Origin of the sequence: Formosa haliotis, assembly GCF_001685485.1 — a bacterium.
GTDB classification, from domain to species: domain Bacteria; phylum Bacteroidota; class Bacteroidia; order Flavobacteriales; family Flavobacteriaceae; genus Formosa; species Formosa haliotis.
This window is the reverse complement of sequence record NZ_BDEL01000001.1, coordinates 1,992,220-2,009,909: the sequence shown is the minus strand read 5'-3', so window position 1 is coordinate 2,009,909 and position 17,690 is coordinate 1,992,220. Positions and strand designations below refer to the sequence as shown.

Here is a 17,690-nt window from a genome sequence, read left to right as displayed (position 1 = left end):
AAAAAATGAAACGTATTTTAATCACCGGAGGAGCCGGGTTTGTAGGTTCACACTTATGTGAACGTCTTTTAAACGAAGGCAATGAAGTGATTTGTCTAGATAATTATTTTACAGGAAGTAAAAAGAATATCGAACATTTAATGGATCATCATTATTTCGAATTGGTACGTCATGATGTAACTCAACCTTTTATGATTGAAGTAGATGAGATTTATAATATGGCCTGTCCAGCTTCACCAGTGCACTATCAATACAACCCAATTAAAACGATTAAAACCTCTGTTATGGGGGCGATTAACATGTTAGGATTAGCAAAACGTGTTAAGGCTAAAATTTTACAAGCATCAACAAGTGAGGTTTACGGAGATCCAGCAGTACACCCTCAGCCAGAAACTTATTGGGGAAATGTAAACCCTATTGGATTACGTTCTTGCTACGATGAAGGAAAGCGATGTGCAGAAACTTTATTTATGGATTACTATTTACAGAATGAAGTTGCGGTTAAAATTATTAGAATTTTTAACACGTATGGTCCAAATATGAATCCTAATGATGGGCGTGTGGTCTCTAATTTTATAGTACAAGCCTTAAAAGGAGAAGATATTACGATGTTTGGAGACGGTAGTCAGACACGTTCTTTTCAATATGTTGATGATTTAGTTGAAGGAACTATACGTATGATGAACAGTCGTGATGTATTTATGGGACCTGTAAATATTGGTAACCCCGTAGAGTTTACCATGATGGAATTAGCAAGTAAAGTGATTGAATTGACGAACTCCTCATCTAAAATAATACACCTACCTTTACCACAAGACGATCCTTTACAGCGTAAGCCGGTCATCGATTTAGCTAAAAAAGAACTAAACGGATGGGAACCAAAAATTCAATTAGAAGAAGGTTTAGTAAAAACCATTGCTTATTTTGATACTCTATTAAAAGCAGAAAAGTAATTGAAAACAGATTTATCAACATACAATAACTCTTGGTATCAACCCGGAGGTAAACTAAAGCGTTTATGTTGGTATTTTATAAACGTCTTGTTTTTTATTAATCCATTAAATCCTAGTTCTGGTTTAAAAGTTTTTTTGTTACGGCTTTTTGGATCAGAAATAGGAACTGGAGTGGTTGTTAAGCCCGGTGTAAATATTAAACATCCTTGGTTGTTAACGATTGGGGATTTTACTTGGATAGGTGAAAAAGTTTGGATAGATAATTTGGCAAAGGTATCTATAGGTAGCCACGTATGCGTGTCGCAAGAAGCTATGTTGTTATGTGGAAACCATAATTATAAAAAATCAACTTTCGATTTAATTGTGGAAGAGATTCATATTGAAGATGGCGCTTGGGTTGGAGCTAAATCTGTAGTATGTCCAGGGGTAACCATAGGAACACATGCCATTTTAACCGTTAATTCGGTAGCAACTAAAAATATGGATTCTTATGTGGTTTACCAGGGAAATCCAGCAGAATCAATTAGGAAAAGAAATATTGAATAAATGAAAGTTTCCATAATTACAGCTACATATAATAGCGAAAATACGATTCAACATTGTATGAAATCCGTGTTGTCTCAAGATTATGATAATATAGAGTATATTATTATAGACGGAGCTTCAAAGGATAAAACTTTGACACTTATCGATTCAGAAAAGCAAAATCATGATAATATTGTTTGTGTTTCCGAACCAGATAAAGGCATTTATGATGCCTTAAATAAAGGCATTGAAAAAGCAACGGGAGATATCGTTGGTTTTCTACATTCCGATGACTTTTTTAACTCACAAAAGACCATCAACCATATTGTGAAATGCTTTAACGAAAGCAATGTCGATGGTGTTTATGGGGATTTACATTATATTAATGCAACCAATTCGGACAAAGTGATTAGAAATTGGGAAAGTAAATCCTTTTCAAAAAAATTACTAAAACAAGGATGGATGCCAGCTCATCCCACGTTGTTTCTAAAAAAAGAGGTTTATAATAAACATGGGGTATTTAATTTAAATTTTAAAATAGCAGCAGATTACGATATGATGTTACGAATATTTAAGGATAATACATTACAATTTGCCTATTTGCCCGAAGTTATTACAAAAATGAGAGTAGGTGGTGCTAGTAATCGCAGTCTTAAAAATATTTGGTTAAAAACAAGAGAAGATTATATGGCTGTTAAAGGGAACAAAGTTGGGAATCCTACGATTATTGTTTGTTCAAAAAATCTCTCTAAAATTCCTCAGCTATTTAAAAAGTAAAACTTACTTTTGTAATAGTGAAGACGAGGTCAGAATTGTTTTAGAGCAGAATTTATTTTCTGTTTAAATAGTATATGAACTAATTTTTTGTGCATTTGAATTAACCTATTTCAGTATCATAGGGTTAATTTATATTGTATTTCGCAGTTCTGATAAATCAAAAAACCAACAATTGTTCAATTTTGTATTAAGTTGTACATTTGTACCCAAACCGCTATTAATGAATTTAATAACTGAAATTATAGATAAGGGGATCGGAGAAATGTTATTATTATTTCCGTTTTTGTTAGCCTTAGTTACCGCTTTTCTAGCCTTTCCTACAATAATTTTTATTGCACATGCAAAGCAATTGGTTGATGTACCCGATAAGAGAAGCGTACACTCTAAGACCGTTCCTACCTTAGGTGGTATTGGTATTTTCTTTGCAGTTGCAATAGTAATATCTCTATCAGGCGCCTTTTTAAATGGTAAAATACTTATGCCCATACTAGGGGCTTTAATCATACTTTTCTTTCTTGGTGTTAAAGATGATATTTTGATACTATCTCCGAAGAAAAAAATGATGGGGCAAATTATTGCTGCCCTATTAGTAATATTAATAACAGATATTAGAATTACAAGTTTTTCAGGAATATTAGGACTTTATGATATACCTTATTTTATCTCAATTGGATTTACATTATTCGTTTTTATTTTAATTATCAATGCTTACAATTTAATTGATGGTTTAGATGGTTTGGCTGGATCTGTTGGACTGCTAGCAAGTGCTTTTTTAGGCTTTTTGTTTTTTAAAATGGGAGATATGACACTTACGGTGTTATCATTAGCTTTAGTTGGGGCTTTAGTACCGTTTTTGTATTTTAACTTTTCTAAGGTTCGTAAAATTTTTATGGGGGATACGGGATCTATGGTCGTTGGGTTTTTACTAGCGTTTCAAGCCGTTGCCTTTATTAGTTTTAATCAATTAAATCCAGGATCACAATTTTATTCTAACTCACCTGTTATAATTTTAGCAATACTCTTTTTCCCATTATTGGATACCTTGAGGATTTTCTATGTTCGCGTCGTTATCCTTAAAAAGCATCCATTTAGTCCAGATAAAAATCATATTCACCATCATATGTTACAATTAGGTTTAAAACATTGGCAAGTAACTCTTATAATTTCGATAGCTTCTACTTGTGTTTTAATATTTGCCTTACTATTTCAAAACATACCTGTTAATGTGCAATTGATAAGTGTTGTAATATTTGGTATTGTTATGTTTTCTTTACCTTTTTTTATAAATTATAGTGTTTTTAAGAAACGAATTAAACTTAATAGACTATTAAGAAAACTGAATTTAGTAAACTATACTAAAGCTAAATAAATTTCTAAATCTTTCCCTTAAGAAAGTTGCAATTAGTTGGATTCAATCTATATTTGTAAATTAATAATAAAATAAAGTTAATGAAAATTAATTGGTTTCTAAACATGCTTGTAGTCATGTTATTATGTAATTCTTGTTCTACAAAAAAGGAAATATTATATTTTCAGGACAATGAAAATATTCCGCAAGAGGTTGTTTTTAATACAACAAAAATTCAAGTTAATGACATATTAGATATTAAAGTAAGTTCATTAAATCCAGAGGCAGCTATACCATATAATAGAGTTACTACAAATCAAAATTCAGGAGCAGGAGCAAATATGTTAAAACTACAAGGGTATTTGGTGTCTAATGAAGGAAATATTACGTTTCCAGTTTTGGGCACGCTTAATGTTTTGAATAAGCAAACTATAGAACTGGAAGAGTATATAAAAAATATTTTGGTTGAAGGTGGGCATTTAAAAGATCCCACCGTGATTGTTAGAATTGTTAATGCTAAGATTACTATTTTAGGAGAAGTGAGCAAACCTGGTACATATGATTATGATGAAGAAACGATTACTCTTCCACAAGCTTTAGGTTTAGCCGGAGATTTAACTATTAATGGTAAACGTGAGAATATTATGATTATAAGAGAAGAGAATCAAGTTAGGACAGTTACACATGTTGATATGACAAAGACGGATTGGTTTACGACTCCCTTTTATAGAATAAAGCAGAACGATATAATTGTTGTTAACCCAAATGGGCCAAAAGTTAAAAGTGCTGGATATATAAATAATGTTGGGTCATTGCTAGGAATGGTCTCTTTTGTTATTACACTTGTTTTATTAATAAAGAGTTAAGGGAAATGGAAAAATCTTCAAAGCAACAGTTTTTCCAAGATAAAAAGGAAAGTGTGGATTTAGTAAGTGAAATTTTTAAATATCTCAGTTATTGGAAATGGTTTGTGTTATTCGCCTTGTTATCTTTATCTGTTGCCTTTTTGTATTTGAGATATACACCTGAAACATTTCAATCATTTTCAAAAATTAAAATATTGGGTGATGAGGCGAATGGTTTAGCTATCTCATCAGATCGAATGAATTTGTTTTCAGAGCCAAAAAATCTAGAAAATGAAATCGCGGTTATTAAATCGAACAGATTATTGAAAAAGGTAGTAGATAGTTTAGATTTACATATTCGATATTTTATTGAAGGACAATTTAAGAGGCAGGAAGTATGGAAGACTCCTTTTAAGCTAATTAGTCTTGTTTCGAATGAAAAATTAAGAGGAGCTAAATATTTTATTGAAATTACTTCTAACGGATATAAAATTAGTTCTGGAGAAAATCATGAAAATAAATTTGTTGTTAATAATTACAATTTAAATACGCCTATAGAAGGTTTCCCTTTTCTTATTAGTTCTTACGATTGGATTAATAATTATAGAGGACTAATTTTTACTGTAACTATTCAATCAATAGGTTCGGCAGCGAATCAATTATCCAATCAATTAACTATTCAGAGAATGGGTACAACAGATATTTTACAAATATCTATGATAGATGAAAGTTCGAGTCGGAGTGAAGCTGCTTTAAATAAAATTGTTGATCAATTTAATTTAGATGGAATTGAAGATAGACAACTAGTTTCTCAACGTACTATTGATTTTGTTAATGATCGATTTATTTACCTAGAAGAAGAATTAGATTCTATTGAGGTAGATAAAAGAGTTTATCAACAGGATAATAACTTAGTGTCTTTTGAATCTGATGCAGGCTATAGTATGAGTAAAAGATCTTCATTCGAGAATCAAGTCTTCCAACTTGAAAGTCAGTTAGCCTTAGCGAGACTTTTAGAATCTCCTTTAATTGCTAATGATGATTTTGCACTTTTACCTGCCAATTTGGGTTTAGACAATGGAAATATTAATGGGCTTATACAGAATTACAATTCAGTAGTCTTAGAGCGCGATAAGTTGATAACTAGTGCAGGAGAAAATAATCCCGCAATAGTAGTGTTAGAAGCAAAGATTAGAGATTTAAAATACAATCTTGAAAATTCATTACAGTCTTACTTTAAGCAATTAAATACATCTTTATCACAATTACGAAAAGAAGAAGATAAAGCATATGGGTTAGTAAGAAGTTTACCTCAGAAGCAAAAGGTGTTAAGGTCGATAGAACGTCAACAAAATCTTAAAGAAAATTTATATTTATTATTATTACAAAAACGTGAAGAAGCAGCAATCAATTTGGCAATTACCTCTCCTTCCATAAAAATAATTGAACATGCGTTCAGTTCAGGGGCTCCAATATCTCCGAATAGTAAGAGTATCTATATTAAAAGTTTATTAGTGGGATTATTGATACCTTTTGGAGTCTTATTTTTAATATTCAAGTTGGATGATAAAATTTATGATAAGAAGGATATTCAAAATGGTAACCAATCTATTCCTATAATTGGAGAGATTCCTAAACTTGAAGGTGCTGGATTATTTTCCAATCCTCATGATAAAACAATTTTAGCTGAATCTTTTAGGATTTTAAGTACAAATTTGAGTTTCGTATTACCTTCAAAGGCCGTAAATAAGTCCCAAATAGTTTTAGTAACTTCCACTATTAAAGGTGAGGGAAAAACATTTGTCTCTGTAAATTTAGCTTTAGCTTTTTCTAGTATTAATAAAAAGGTATTATTAATTGGAGCAGATTTAAGAAATCCAAAAATTAACTTAACAGAAGGTCATAAAAAAGCGCTGGGGTTATCAGATTATCTTGTTAACCCTGATAGTGAATGGAAATCATATTTACAGGAGAGTAAGTATAATGCTTCATCTTTAGATGTATTGACTTCGGGAACAATCCCTCCAAACCCTACAGAACTCCTTTCAAATGGTCGACTAAACACATTATTAGAAGAGGCTAAAGAACTATATGATTATATAATTATAGATACTGCACCGGTGATATTAGTAACAGATACACTATTAATTTCTAAATATGCAGATGCAACGATTTATGTTGCTAGAGCGGGATTCACAGAAAAGAAATTAGTTAATTTTTCTAATGAATTATTTGTAAGTAAAAAATTAAAAAATGTGGTCTATGTGCTTAATGATTTAAATGAATCCAAATTTTCTAGAGGTTACGGTTATAATTATGGCTATGGTTATGGTTATCATACTGATGTAGTTATTAAAAAGTTTTCTAGAGCTTGGTTTAAAAAGAAGTTTCATATTTGATTGGTATTACTGCATTAGACTGGACTTAAAGTTGATTGAATTTGTTTGTCTAAGCTCTCCCTAAAACCGAACTGTTTAAAAGTGTAAAAATAATATTAACTTTAAACAGTAATTATTAGAAAAAGTAAATTCAGTCCACAGCAAATAGCTAAGATTTTAAAAGAGTTCGATAACGGTAAGAGTGTTGAACAGATAACGCGTGAACATGGTGTAAGTACATCGGCCTTTTATAAATGGCGAGAACGTTATGCTGGCATGAACGGAAAGGAACTAAAGCGTATTAAAGAATTAGAAGAGGAAAATCGCAAACTTAAACAGATGTATGCGACTTTAGCTTTAGACCATCAAATGGCTAAAGAAATAATTGAAAAAAAGCTATAAAGCCCTGCCGTAAGCGGAGTATTGCAAAGGAACTTATTCATTACGGTATCAGTAGGGCGTGCCGTGTTCTCAATATGAGTAAGAGTGTTTATTATTACACACCATTACCCATGGACGATCTCGAGATAGAGCAAGCTATACAGGAAAAGGCCAAAGAACATTCTGAAGAAGGCTTTTGGAAAGCCTATGACCGATTACGAGAAGAAGGCAAACCTTGGAATCACAAATGTGTACATAGGGTTTATGTTTCTTTAGGGCTGCCTTTGCGTAGAAAGGTAAGGAAGCGTTTGCCTGCTAGGGTAAAAGAGCCTTTAGAGGTTCCTAATGAGCTCAATCATACTTGGAGTATGGATTTTGTAACCGATGTACTAGAGAACAAAAGACGTTTTAGAGCATTTAACATCATTGATGATTTTAACCGAGAAGTTCTTCATATAGAAATAGATTTTTCATTAACCAGTAATCGCATAGTCTGGGTGCTTAACCACTTAATAAATAAAAAAGGAAAACCCCGGAAGATAAGAATGGATAACGGTCCTGATGTAGCCTTCCCTAAAAATAGGACAGCATAAAATTCGAATTTATTAATTTTAAATTTTAAACTGTCACATGAAAAAAGCAAATTTACCGAGACACAGATTGTGAAGATCCTAAAGGAGAATGAACAAGGAAGAAGCGTCCCAGAACTAGCCCGAGAACTAGGAATCGACAAGAGTACCATTTATTATTGGCGCAAGAAATATGGTGGTATGGAAGCGAGCCATTTAAAGCGACTAAAGGAACTTGAAGAAGAAAACCTTAAGCTTAAGCAAATGTATGCTGATGCTTCTCTTGATATTCGGATGCTAAAGGACGTATTATCAAAAAAGTTCTAAGACCTTCCGACAAACGATTTCGTGTCAAATATCTAATAAAACAGTACGAAGTGTCCGTTAAGCGCGCTCGTGGAGTTACTGGGCTGACACGCTCTATGTGGTATTACCAAAGGAAGAAAAATGACAAAGAAGTCATTGACAAGCTTTCTGAACTTGCCAGCAATTACCTACTAGAGGTTTTGACGAGTATTATAACCGAATCCGTCGCGAAGGTCATAAATGGAACAGAAAACGTGTTCTGAGAGTATACAGAAAAATGAAACTTAAACTAAGGCGTAAACACAAGAAACGTTTGGCAACAAGAGTCAAACAACCTTTAGAAGCTCCAGTATCATTGAATATTTGTTGGAGTTTGGATTTTATGAGTGATGTTCTTAGTGATGGAAGAAAGGTTCGTGTGTTGAACGTTATAGATGATTGCAATCGAGAAGCATTACTTGTAGAAGCTGGATTGTCATTTCCTGCCAGAGCAGTTGTAGAGGTCTTAGAGCAACTTAAAGAGGAAATAGTTATTCCTAAGTACGTTAGATGTGATAATGGTCCTGAGTTTATATCAAAGACCTTTGCTAATTGGTGTGAAAGAAACTTTATCGAAATCAAGTATATTCAACCAGGCAAACCAATGCAGAATGGATATATTGAAAGATTTAATAGGCATTACAGGGAAGATATACTGGATGCTTATTATTTTGATGATATCTATCAATTACAAAAGTTAAACAATCAATGGAAACTGGATTACAATAATAATCATCCGCATAAATCCTTGGGAAACAAATCCACTGTAGAATTTATGCCCAGATTTGAAGATGAAATAAATTTAATCCCCAAATCCGAGCAAGAAAACAATTTTTTGTCGAATTTAGAGGTGTCCTAAAAAGGGATAGGCTACACTGAGTTTATCGCTAATATCACTAATGAATGGAGTCAAATGCATGGAATAGATTTTAAATATATTCAACCAGGAAAACCAACTCAAAATGCTTTTATAGAACGCTTTAATGGAAGTTATAGACGTGGAGTCCTAAACAAATACATATTCGAAGATCTTGATCAGGTTAGAGAACAGACCCAGGTCTGGATAGATGACTATAACAACCACAGACCACACGATGCTCTAGGAAAAATTTCTCCAATTAAGTATGCAAAAATTAATTCTCTTGGGGTTAGACCCAAGAGAATTAAAAACAGTAATTTTAAACCAGTTTTAGAAGCAGTTCTAATATGGGGAAGCCTACAATGTATATGGTTTTGTTAATGACTTTAGAGTACTACCGAATCTTACTTAAATACAATACCATACATCCAAGTTATTAAATATACGGGCTCCAGCGGTCTGTTCTGACAGGCTACAATATCATTGGTAACTTTATCTGTGATACGGGCATGGTGACTGTGGGATACATTAAAATTGTAAACTTCTCGTATCTTTTCTTCAATATAGGAGTAACCTATAACTTTAGAGTAAAGGCTGATAATCACAATCTTTATACCATCGACGAAATTGGCTGGTTTATGAACTAGCATAGGATTAAATGTGCTTTTCCGTCGTAGGGAACTTTAATACTACTCTCTTCCAATGCCTTTTTATCTTTATGGAAGCGTAACCGTTACGGGTATTACTGTTATAAAATTGTTGATGCTTATCATAATTCAGATGAGCATCAATTTTCCCTTCATGCATTTTTTCAAAGCCTCGTTTTTGGATGGATTTTAGAAAAGAGGTCAGTTCGTTTCCTATTTTAAACTCTTTAAAAAAATCGTCGTTTAGAATATTTTTTTTTTGATAAGTGTGTAAAATTTAAACAAAAAAATATCGAGAGCCTTAACCCTCGATATTTAAACTTTACATACTTCTACTTCTTAGTGAGATACTACCTTTAAAATCTATATAAGAAGTCTATACTATGAATAAAGTTATTATTGGCATATACTTTATCATTTTTAAATGCAAACTTAGCTAAACTTTGAACTCTTACACCAATTTCTGGAGTAAACCAAAATCGCATACCGATTGTGAAGTTTCCAGATCCATTAGATTCATCTGCAACCTTGTAGTAACCAAGTCCCAAACCAGCATATGCATCAATTTTATCATTTTGAGCAATATACTCATCGAAATAGAATTTCCCATTCACATCAAAAGACACATAATTTCCTCCTTCAATCCAACCTTGCGGTAAACCTGTCTCTTGTGCTTGTCCTGCGTCTACATAAACTTCATCAACAGCATTAAAACTAAGCATCGGACTAATAGAAAAATGCTCGTCCCATTTATATTCTATTCCTATTGTGATAGGATGTTTAAAACTCCAACGCTCAGATCCCTTGATAGGGTCTTGGAAAGCACTATTGTCTAGAATGTTAATACCAATACTGGCAACCCATTCGTCATATCCTCTATATTGGCTATATGTTAATGTGGTACACATTAAAAAGAAAAATATTATTGTAAATTTTTTCATGTTAAAATTTTTAGTAAAAATAATGTTTAAATGGTTATAATAGAAGTTTATTTTAAATTTTTAGACAACAGTTGTTTTTTTTAGTTAATCTGTAAAATAAAAAAGATGTCACTAACATAATCAAAATTAATTGTTTAATGTATTAAGAATAGTTTAATTTCTGATTAAGAATTGACTAATGCTTTTAATTCGGAAATCGTTTTTTCTTGATCCGAACTTTTAAAAACATAACTGCCGGCAACCAAAATATCGGCACCAGACTCAACTAATGCTTTGGCATTTTTATCGGTGACTCCTCCGTCTACTTCTATTTTCGTTTGTGCTCCTTTTCGTAGTATTAATGCTTTTAATTGTTCAATTTTAGAATAGGTATTTTCAATGAATTTCTGACCTCCAAAACCAGGGTTTACACTCATGATTAATACCAAGTCTATATCATTAATAGTGTCTTCTAAAACGTTTATGTTGGTATGCGGATTTAGTGCTACTCCTGCTTTCATACCTTCAGTCTTAATGGCCTGAAGGGTTCTATGAAGATGTGTGCAAGCTTCGTAATGTACTGTAAGAACATCGCTTCCTAAATTTGCAAAGGTTTTAATGTATCGGTCAGGATCAACAATCATTAAATGTACATCGATTGTTTTTTTAGCGTGCTTATTTATTGCTTCTAAAACAGGCATACCATAAGAAATATTAGGGACGAAAACACCATCCATAATATCGATATGAAACCAATCGGCTTCACTTGTATTTACCATTTCAATATCTCGTTGTAGATTACCAAAATCGGCAGCTAAAATAGAGGGAGCAATTAATTTTGAACACATTGGAATATAATTTGGCGCAAATGTAATATAAAAAAATGAACCCTCGGTAATCAGCCGAGGGTTCTTTCATCAATCAAAAAACGAACAGTTATATTTTTCTCTAATCATAGAGGATAAACTGTTTGTTGCCGGTTTTAGGGTTTATCCTAAATATGTTTTTAATATTTTGCTTCTAGAGGTGTGTTTTAACCTTCTAATAGCCTTTTCTTTAATTTGTCTTACACGTTCACGCGTTAAATCAAACGTCTCTCCAATTTCTTCTAAAGTCATTGGGTGCTGATTCCCTAATCCGAAATATAATCGAATAACATCTGCCTCACGAGGTGTTAATGTTTCTAAAGCACGTTCAATTTCTGTTCGTAAAGATTCATGTAGTAATTCACGGTCTGGATTTGGAGACTCCCCGCTATTTAATACATCGTAAAGGTTAGAGTCTTCTCCTTCTACCAGGGGAGCATCCATACTTACGTGACGACCAGAATTCTTCATAGACTCCTTAACATCGTTAATGGTCATGTCTAATTCTTTTGCAATTTCTTCTGCACTTGGCGGACGCTCATGTGCTTGCTCAAGAAAAGCAAAGGTCTTATTAATTTTGTTAATAGATCCAATTTTGTTTAATGGTAAACGTACAATCCTAGACTGTTCTGCTAAAGCTTGAAGAATAGACTGGCGAATCCACCATACGGCATATGAAATAAATTTAAAACCACGAGTTTCATCAAAACGTTGTGCAGCTTTAATTAAACCCAAATTTCCTTCGTTAATTAAATCTGGTAATGTTAATCCTTGATTTTGATATTGCTTTGCTACCGAAACAACAAAACGTAAATTAGCCTTTGTTAATTTTTCTAAAGCGATTTGATCTCCTGCTTTAATGCGTTGTGCTAATTCTACTTCCTCGTCTGCGGTAATTAAGTCAACTTTTCCAATTTCTTGAAGATATTTATCTAGCGAAGCTGTTTCTCTGTTTGTAACCTGCTTCGTAATTTTAAGTTGTCTCATTGTAAAGTTCTCTTGTAAATAATTAAGTGAATACTCCTTTGTATGTAGTTATACGTAAGTTTTATAATGAATGTTACAAAAGAGGAAGAATTTTTTTTTATTAAATATAATTTAAACTGAATTTATAATGAATTCTTAAATAGGATTCAATCTAATAAGAGCCACAAAAAGGTATGCTAAGTAATGTCTGCGCTATATTGAAGCTGCTCGTTTATATTCAATTTTATTGAAAGTCGGAATAATAAAAAAAGCCAATCTTAATGTAAGATTGGCTTTAGTTTTATCGAGAAGATTAAAATTTAATCGTCTTTTCTTTCTCTTGGTTTTCTGTCGTCACGACGGTTGTCACGTCCGCGATTATCTCTACCTCTATTATCACGTCCACCACGATCGTTATTTTCTCTTGGTGGTCTAGCTACATAACCTTCAGGCTTAGGTAAAATGGCTTTACGAGATACTTTTTCTTTGCGTGTTTTTGGATCAATTCCAAAATACTTTACTTCAAAGACATCTCCCATATTCACAACATCCGATACATTTTCTGTACGTTCCCAAGCTAATTCACTTACGTGTAATAATACTTCGTTACCAGGTGCATCTAGATATTCTACTACAGCACCAAAGTCTAGCATTTTTATTACTTTAACCTTATACGTTTTACCAACTTCAGGTTTAAATAATAATGAGTCGATTTTAGCTTGTACGGCAGCGATACCATCGTTTCCTACACCTAAGATTTCAACAATACCTTCTTCTGTAACAGGGTCTTCGTTGATAACAATAGTTGTATTTGTTTCTTTTTGTAATTCTTGAATTACTTTTCCTCCAGGACCAATTAATGCACCAATAAATTCATTAGGAATTCTTCTAGTAATCATTTTTGGTGAGTGTGGTTTCACATCTTCTGCAGGAGCAGCAATAGTATCTGTTAATTTACCTAAAATATGTAAACGACCTTCGCGGGCTTGTTTTAATGCTTTTACAAGAATTTCGTAAGATAATCCTTTTACTTTAATGTCCATTTGGCAAGCTGTAATACCATCTGCAGTACCTGTTACTTTAAAGTCCATATCACCTAAATGATCTTCATCACCTAATATGTCTGATAGTACAGCATATTTCCCTGATTCAACATCGGTAATAAGTCCCATAGCGATACCTGAAACCGGTTTCTTTAATTGAACTCCAGCATCCATTAATGCCATTGTACCAGCACAAACAGTAGCCATAGAAGAAGAACCGTTAGATTCTAAAACTTCAGAAACCACACGTACTGTGTAAGGGCAATCTGCAGGAACCATATTTTTTAAAGCACGTTGTGCTAAGTTTCCATGACCTACTTCACGACGAGAGGTTCCTCTTAACGGACGCGCTTCACCAGTTGAGAAAGGAGGGAAGTTGTAATGTAAATAGAAACGCTCTTCGCCTTCGTAAGACGGCATGTCTATTTGGTTTGCTTCTCTAGATGTTCCTAAAGTAACTGTTGCTAATGCTTGAGTTTCTCCACGAGTAAAGATTGAAGACCCATGTGTTGATGGTAAGTAATCTACTTCACACCATATTGGTCTAATCTCATCGGTTTTACGACCATCAAGACGTAAACCTTCATCTAAAGTTAAATTTCTAATCGCAGCTTTTTCTGCTTTGCTATAATACTTAGATACTAAATCGCCGAAATCTTCTAGCTCTTCTTCAGAGAATGTTGCTTTAATTTCTTCTTTTATTTCAGCAAATGCAGCACCTCTTTCGTGTTTTGCAGATCCCGCTTTTGCTACAGCATACACTTTGTCGTATGCCATATCGTGAACTTTTTTCGCTAAATCTTCATCTTCGCGTTCTGGTTCGTATTCACGAGTCTCTTTTTTACCAAAGGCTTCAGCTAACTTTATTTGTGCAGCACATTGTACTTTAATAGCTTCGTGAGCAAATTTAATTGCATCTGCCATTTCTTCTTCAGAAATTTCTAACATTTCACCTTCAACCATCATAACAGAATCAGCAGATGCTCCAATCATCATATCGATGTCAGACTCTAATAATTGTGCTTGAGTAGGGTTGATGATAAATTCTCCGTTGATACGACCAACTCTTGCTTCAGATATTGGCGTTTCAAAAGGTACATCGGATAGTTGAATGGCGGCCGAAGCAGCTAATCCAGCTAACGCATCTGGCATCACGTTTTCGTCATGAGACATTAATTGAATCATAACTTGAGTTTCTGCGTGGTAATCTTTTGGGAAAAGTGGACGTAAAACACGGTCTACAAGACGCATAGTTAAAACTTCGCCATCACTTGGTCGTGCTTCTCTTTTAAAGAATCCGCCAGGATAACGTCCAGCAGCTGCAAATTTTTCTCTATAATCTACCGTTAATGGTAAAAAGTCAACATCACTTTGTTTGTAATTGGAAACAATAGTACATAATAACATGCAATTTCCAGATTGTACAACAACCGATCCATGAGCTTGTTTAGCTAATTTTCCGGTTTCGATGGAAATTTCTCTCCCATCACCAAGGTCTATGACCTCTTTAAAAACTTTTGGAATCATAAATTTTTTAGTTCTAAATTAAACAATGGTCGTTGTGTTGTAGTTGTTGTGTGGTGACCAATGAAAAACTATGTAACAGCTTTTTATCTTGTCTCTTACGAGATGTTTTTAACTAAAAAAAGAGGCATAAAGCCTCTCTTTTCTTATTTTCTTAATCCTAATTCTTTAACAATTGCACGATATCTTAAGATATCCTTCTTAGTTAAGTAATCAAGTAATGCTCTACGCTTACCTACTAATTTTACTAATGAACGCTCTGTATTATAATCTTTACGATTCTTTTTTAAGTGTTCTGTTAAGTGATTAATTCTGTGCGTGAATAATGCAATTTGTCCTTCTGCAGTTCCAGTATCTTTTTTTCCTTTACCGTGTTTTGCAAAAAGCTCTTCTTTAGATTCTTTTGTTAAATACATTCCAATATTTATTTAAATGATTTTTATGTACATGAAAGTTTTTCTTTCAAGCGGCAAATATAGCAATATTATATCATTTAAATATATATTAGGGAATTTTTATGAATGTAATAAAAAAAAGAGACGTAAACGTCTCTTTCTAAATTTTAAGCTCTTAATGGTTGATTTGTAATTAAATCGATATACAAATTAACTTTGTTCTTTAAATCTCTACGATGTGTAATGAAATCTAGAAAGCCGTGTTCTAATAAAAACTCGGCAGTTTGAAAGCCTTCAGGAAGTTCTTTTCCTGTGGTGTCTCTTACAATTCTAGGTCCGGCAAATCCAATTAAAGCTCCTGGCTCACTAATGTTAATATCTCCTAACATAGCAAAAGAAGCTGTTGTTCCGCCAGTAGTAGGATCTGTACATAAGGATATATAAGGAATTCCTGCATCTGCCAATTGGGCTAGTTTTACCGATGTTTTAGCTAATTGCATTAAAGATAATGCTGCTTCCATCATTCTAGCTCCCCCAGATTTAGAAATAATCATTAAAGGAATTTTGTGTTTTAAAGAATAATTGGCTGCACGAGCAATTTTTTCTCCTACAACGCTCCCCATTGAGCCGCCAATAAAACTGAAATCCATACAAGCAATGACCAAGTCTTTACCTTTAGATTTTCCAACCGCTGTTCTTACGGCATCTGTTAATTTGGTTTTATCCTGAGCCGCTTTTAAACGATCTGGATATTTTTTAGTGTCGACAAATTTTAATGGGTCTTTAGAGCTAAGGTCTGCATCTAATTCTTTAAATTTATTGTCGTCGAAAAGTATTTCGAAGTATTCTCTACTACCAATTCTTACGTGATAACCATCTTCTGGACTTACATAAAAATTTTGTTCTAACTCTTCGGTATCTACAATTTTACCCGTTGGAGATTTATACCAAAGTCCTTTTGGAGTATCTTTTTTCTCCTGTGTAGTGGTGGTTATTCCTTTTGTTTTTCTTTTAAACCAAGACATATTGATTTTTATTTTTAGTTTTTTAAGCTTTTGGGAACGCTTAAAAATTGTTGTTTAGCTTGTTTTAACTAACGTAAATGTATCATATAGAATACATTTACGTTAGTTGATTTTCTGAGTTTAATCTGTTAAATATCTAAAGATAAAGTATTTAATGTTTTATCCCTTGAAATTTCAATTAAATTGCAGATGTCAAAATTAAAATTTTGTTTTTAATTTCAGCTAAACCAATAGACTTATTTTATAATGTGTTTACATTATTTAAGTCTTCAAAAGCCTTTTTTAGTCTGGCTACGAAGGTTTCTTCACCTTTTCTTAACCAAACTCTTGGGTCGTAATATTTCTTGTTTGGTGATTCTGGTCCGTCTGGGCTTCCAATTTGAGTTTTTAAATATTCCGCTTTTTCACCCATATAATCGCGGATACCGCTCATAAATGCAAATTGCATATCGGTATCGATATTCATTTTAATTACACCATAACTAATTCCTTCTCTTATTTCTTCTACAGTAGAACCAGATCCTCCGTGAAATACGAAGTCGATATGGTTATGCTCTACATTATATTTCTTAGAAATATATTCTTGAGAATTTTTTAGAATTTTTGGAGTTAATTTTACGTTACCAGGTTTGTAAACACCGTGAACATTACCGAAAGCAGCAGCGATAGTAAATTGATCGCTTACTTTACTTAATTCTTCGAAAGCATAAGCGACTTCTTCAGGTTGTGTATATAGTTTAGATTCATCAACATCACTGTTATCTACGCCATCTTCTTCACCACCAGTAATTCCTAATTCAATTTCTAAAGTCATTCCCATTTTACTCATACGAGCTAAATATTCTTTACAAATGGCAATGTTTTCTTCAATTGGCTCTTCGCTTAAATCTATCATGTGAGAGCTGTAAAGTGGCTTTCCTGTTTCTGCGAAATGTTTCTCACTTGCATCTAATAAACCATCGATCCAAGGTAAAAGTTTTTTAGCACAATGGTCTGTATGTAAAATTACAGGTACCCCGTAAGCTTCGGCCATTAAATGAACATGTTTAGCTCCAGCTGTAGCTCCAGCAATAGCAGCTTTTTGGTTCTCGTTACTTAATCCTTTTCCGGCATTAAATACTGCTCCTCCATTAGAAAATTGAATAATAACGGGAGCATTTAAGTCTCTTGCTGTTTCTAATACACCATTTATAGTGTTAGATCCTATTACGTTTACAGCAGGAAGTGCAAATCCTTTTTCTTTTGCATATTTAAAAATCTCTTGTACTTCTTTACCGGTTGCAACTCCTGGTTTGATGTTATGTCCCATATTATTTAAGTTTAA

General features: G+C 33.1%; 16 protein-coding genes and 2 pseudogenes. 10 read left to right on the top strand and 8 right to left on the bottom strand.

The features are described 5' to 3' along the window. Positions 1 to 5: 5 nt before the first annotated feature. The 10 genes and pseudogenes from A9D35_RS08170 to A9D35_RS08120 all read left to right on the top strand — a co-directional run. A complete protein-coding gene (locus A9D35_RS08170; protein ID WP_066221434.1) occupies positions 6 to 953 on the top strand; it encodes a UDP-glucuronic acid decarboxylase family protein in 948 nt (315 codons plus the stop codon). Beyond that, positions 954 to 1,499 (top strand): WcaF family extracellular polysaccharide biosynthesis acetyltransferase, encoded by a 546-nt coding sequence (locus A9D35_RS08165; RefSeq protein WP_066221430.1) that lies wholly within the window; start codon positions 954 to 956, stop codon positions 1,497 to 1,499. Beyond that, positions 1,500 to 2,255, top strand: a complete 756-nt coding sequence (locus tag A9D35_RS08160) for a glycosyltransferase family 2 protein (protein WP_066221428.1) — start codon at positions 1,500 to 1,502, stop codon at positions 2,253 to 2,255. 220 nt (positions 2,256 to 2,475) lie between these two features. Then, positions 2,476 to 3,624 (top strand): glycosyltransferase family 4 protein, encoded by a 1,149-nt coding sequence (locus tag A9D35_RS08155; RefSeq protein WP_066221426.1) that lies wholly within the window; start codon positions 2,476 to 2,478, stop codon positions 3,622 to 3,624. An 80-nt stretch (positions 3,625 to 3,704) separates the two neighbouring features. After that, positions 3,705 to 4,469, top strand: a complete 765-nt coding sequence (locus A9D35_RS08150; RefSeq protein WP_066221423.1) for a polysaccharide biosynthesis/export family protein — start codon at positions 3,705 to 3,707, stop codon at positions 4,467 to 4,469. Positions 4,470 to 4,474: 5 nt separating this feature from the next. Then, a complete protein-coding gene (locus A9D35_RS08145) occupies positions 4,475 to 6,847 on the top strand; it encodes a GumC family protein (RefSeq protein WP_066221420.1) in 2,373 nt (790 codons plus the stop codon). Positions 6,848 to 6,961: 114 nt separating this feature from the next. Continuing rightward, a pseudogene (locus tag A9D35_RS18365) lies at positions 6,962 to 7,797 on the top strand (IS3 family transposase); the annotation flags it as partial. Between the two features lie 72 nt (positions 7,798 to 7,869). Further along, positions 7,870 to 8,103, top strand: coding sequence for a transposase (locus tag A9D35_RS19665; protein WP_159427049.1), 234 nt, complete (start codon positions 7,870 to 7,872; stop codon positions 8,101 to 8,103). 199 nt (positions 8,104 to 8,302) lie between these two features. Further along, positions 8,303 to 8,980: an integrase core domain-containing protein gene (locus A9D35_RS08125; RefSeq protein WP_141675494.1), complete on the top strand. Its 678-nt coding sequence runs from the start codon at positions 8,303 to 8,305 to the stop codon at positions 8,978 to 8,980. Positions 8,981 to 8,998: 18 nt separating this feature from the next. Then, positions 8,999 to 9,361: pseudogene (locus tag A9D35_RS08120) on the top strand (integrase core domain-containing protein); the annotation flags it as partial. A gap of 23 nt (positions 9,362 to 9,384) precedes the next feature. Here the strand turns inward: A9D35_RS08120 and A9D35_RS18535 are convergent. The 8 genes from A9D35_RS18535 to fbaA all read right to left on the bottom strand — a co-directional run bounded on the left by A9D35_RS18535 (position 9,385) and on the right by fbaA (position 17,675). Next, positions 9,385 to 9,630, bottom strand: a complete 246-nt coding sequence (locus A9D35_RS18535; RefSeq protein ID WP_141675493.1) for a transposase — start codon at positions 9,628 to 9,630, stop codon at positions 9,385 to 9,387. 353 nt (positions 9,631 to 9,983) lie between these two features. Further along, positions 9,984 to 10,568, bottom strand: coding sequence for a hypothetical protein (locus tag A9D35_RS08115; protein WP_066221414.1), 585 nt, complete (start codon positions 10,566 to 10,568; stop codon positions 9,984 to 9,986). Positions 10,569 to 10,732: 164 nt separating this feature from the next. Next, the gene (gene rpe, locus A9D35_RS08110) at positions 10,733 to 11,395 is read right to left on the bottom strand and encodes a ribulose-phosphate 3-epimerase (protein WP_066221412.1); all 663 of its coding nucleotides are present in this window, start codon (positions 11,393 to 11,395) and stop codon (positions 10,733 to 10,735) included. A 141-nt stretch (positions 11,396 to 11,536) separates the two neighbouring features. After that, on the bottom strand, positions 11,537 to 12,400 hold the full coding sequence (locus A9D35_RS08105) for a sigma-70 family RNA polymerase sigma factor (RefSeq protein ID WP_055435630.1): 864 nt from the start codon (positions 12,398 to 12,400) through the stop codon (positions 11,537 to 11,539). 299 nt (positions 12,401 to 12,699) lie between these two features. Beyond that, positions 12,700 to 14,949 carry a polyribonucleotide nucleotidyltransferase gene (locus tag A9D35_RS08100; RefSeq protein WP_066221409.1) on the bottom strand — a complete coding sequence of 750 codons (2,250 nt, stop codon included), beginning with the start codon at positions 14,947 to 14,949 and terminating at the stop codon, positions 12,700 to 12,702. 143 nt (positions 14,950 to 15,092) lie between these two features. Next, entirely contained in the window at positions 15,093 to 15,362 is a 270-nt protein-coding gene (gene rpsO, locus A9D35_RS08095) for a 30S ribosomal protein S15 (protein ID WP_066221406.1), read from the bottom strand. A 146-nt stretch (positions 15,363 to 15,508) separates the two neighbouring features. After that, positions 15,509 to 16,366, bottom strand: a complete 858-nt coding sequence (gene accD / locus A9D35_RS08090; protein ID WP_066221402.1) for an acetyl-CoA carboxylase, carboxyltransferase subunit beta — start codon at positions 16,364 to 16,366, stop codon at positions 15,509 to 15,511. Between the two features lie 241 nt (positions 16,367 to 16,607). Next, positions 16,608 to 17,675, bottom strand: coding sequence for a class II fructose-bisphosphate aldolase (fbaA, locus tag A9D35_RS08085; RefSeq protein ID WP_066221399.1), 1,068 nt, complete (start codon positions 17,673 to 17,675; stop codon positions 16,608 to 16,610). Between the last annotated feature and the right edge of the window lie 15 nt (positions 17,676 to 17,690).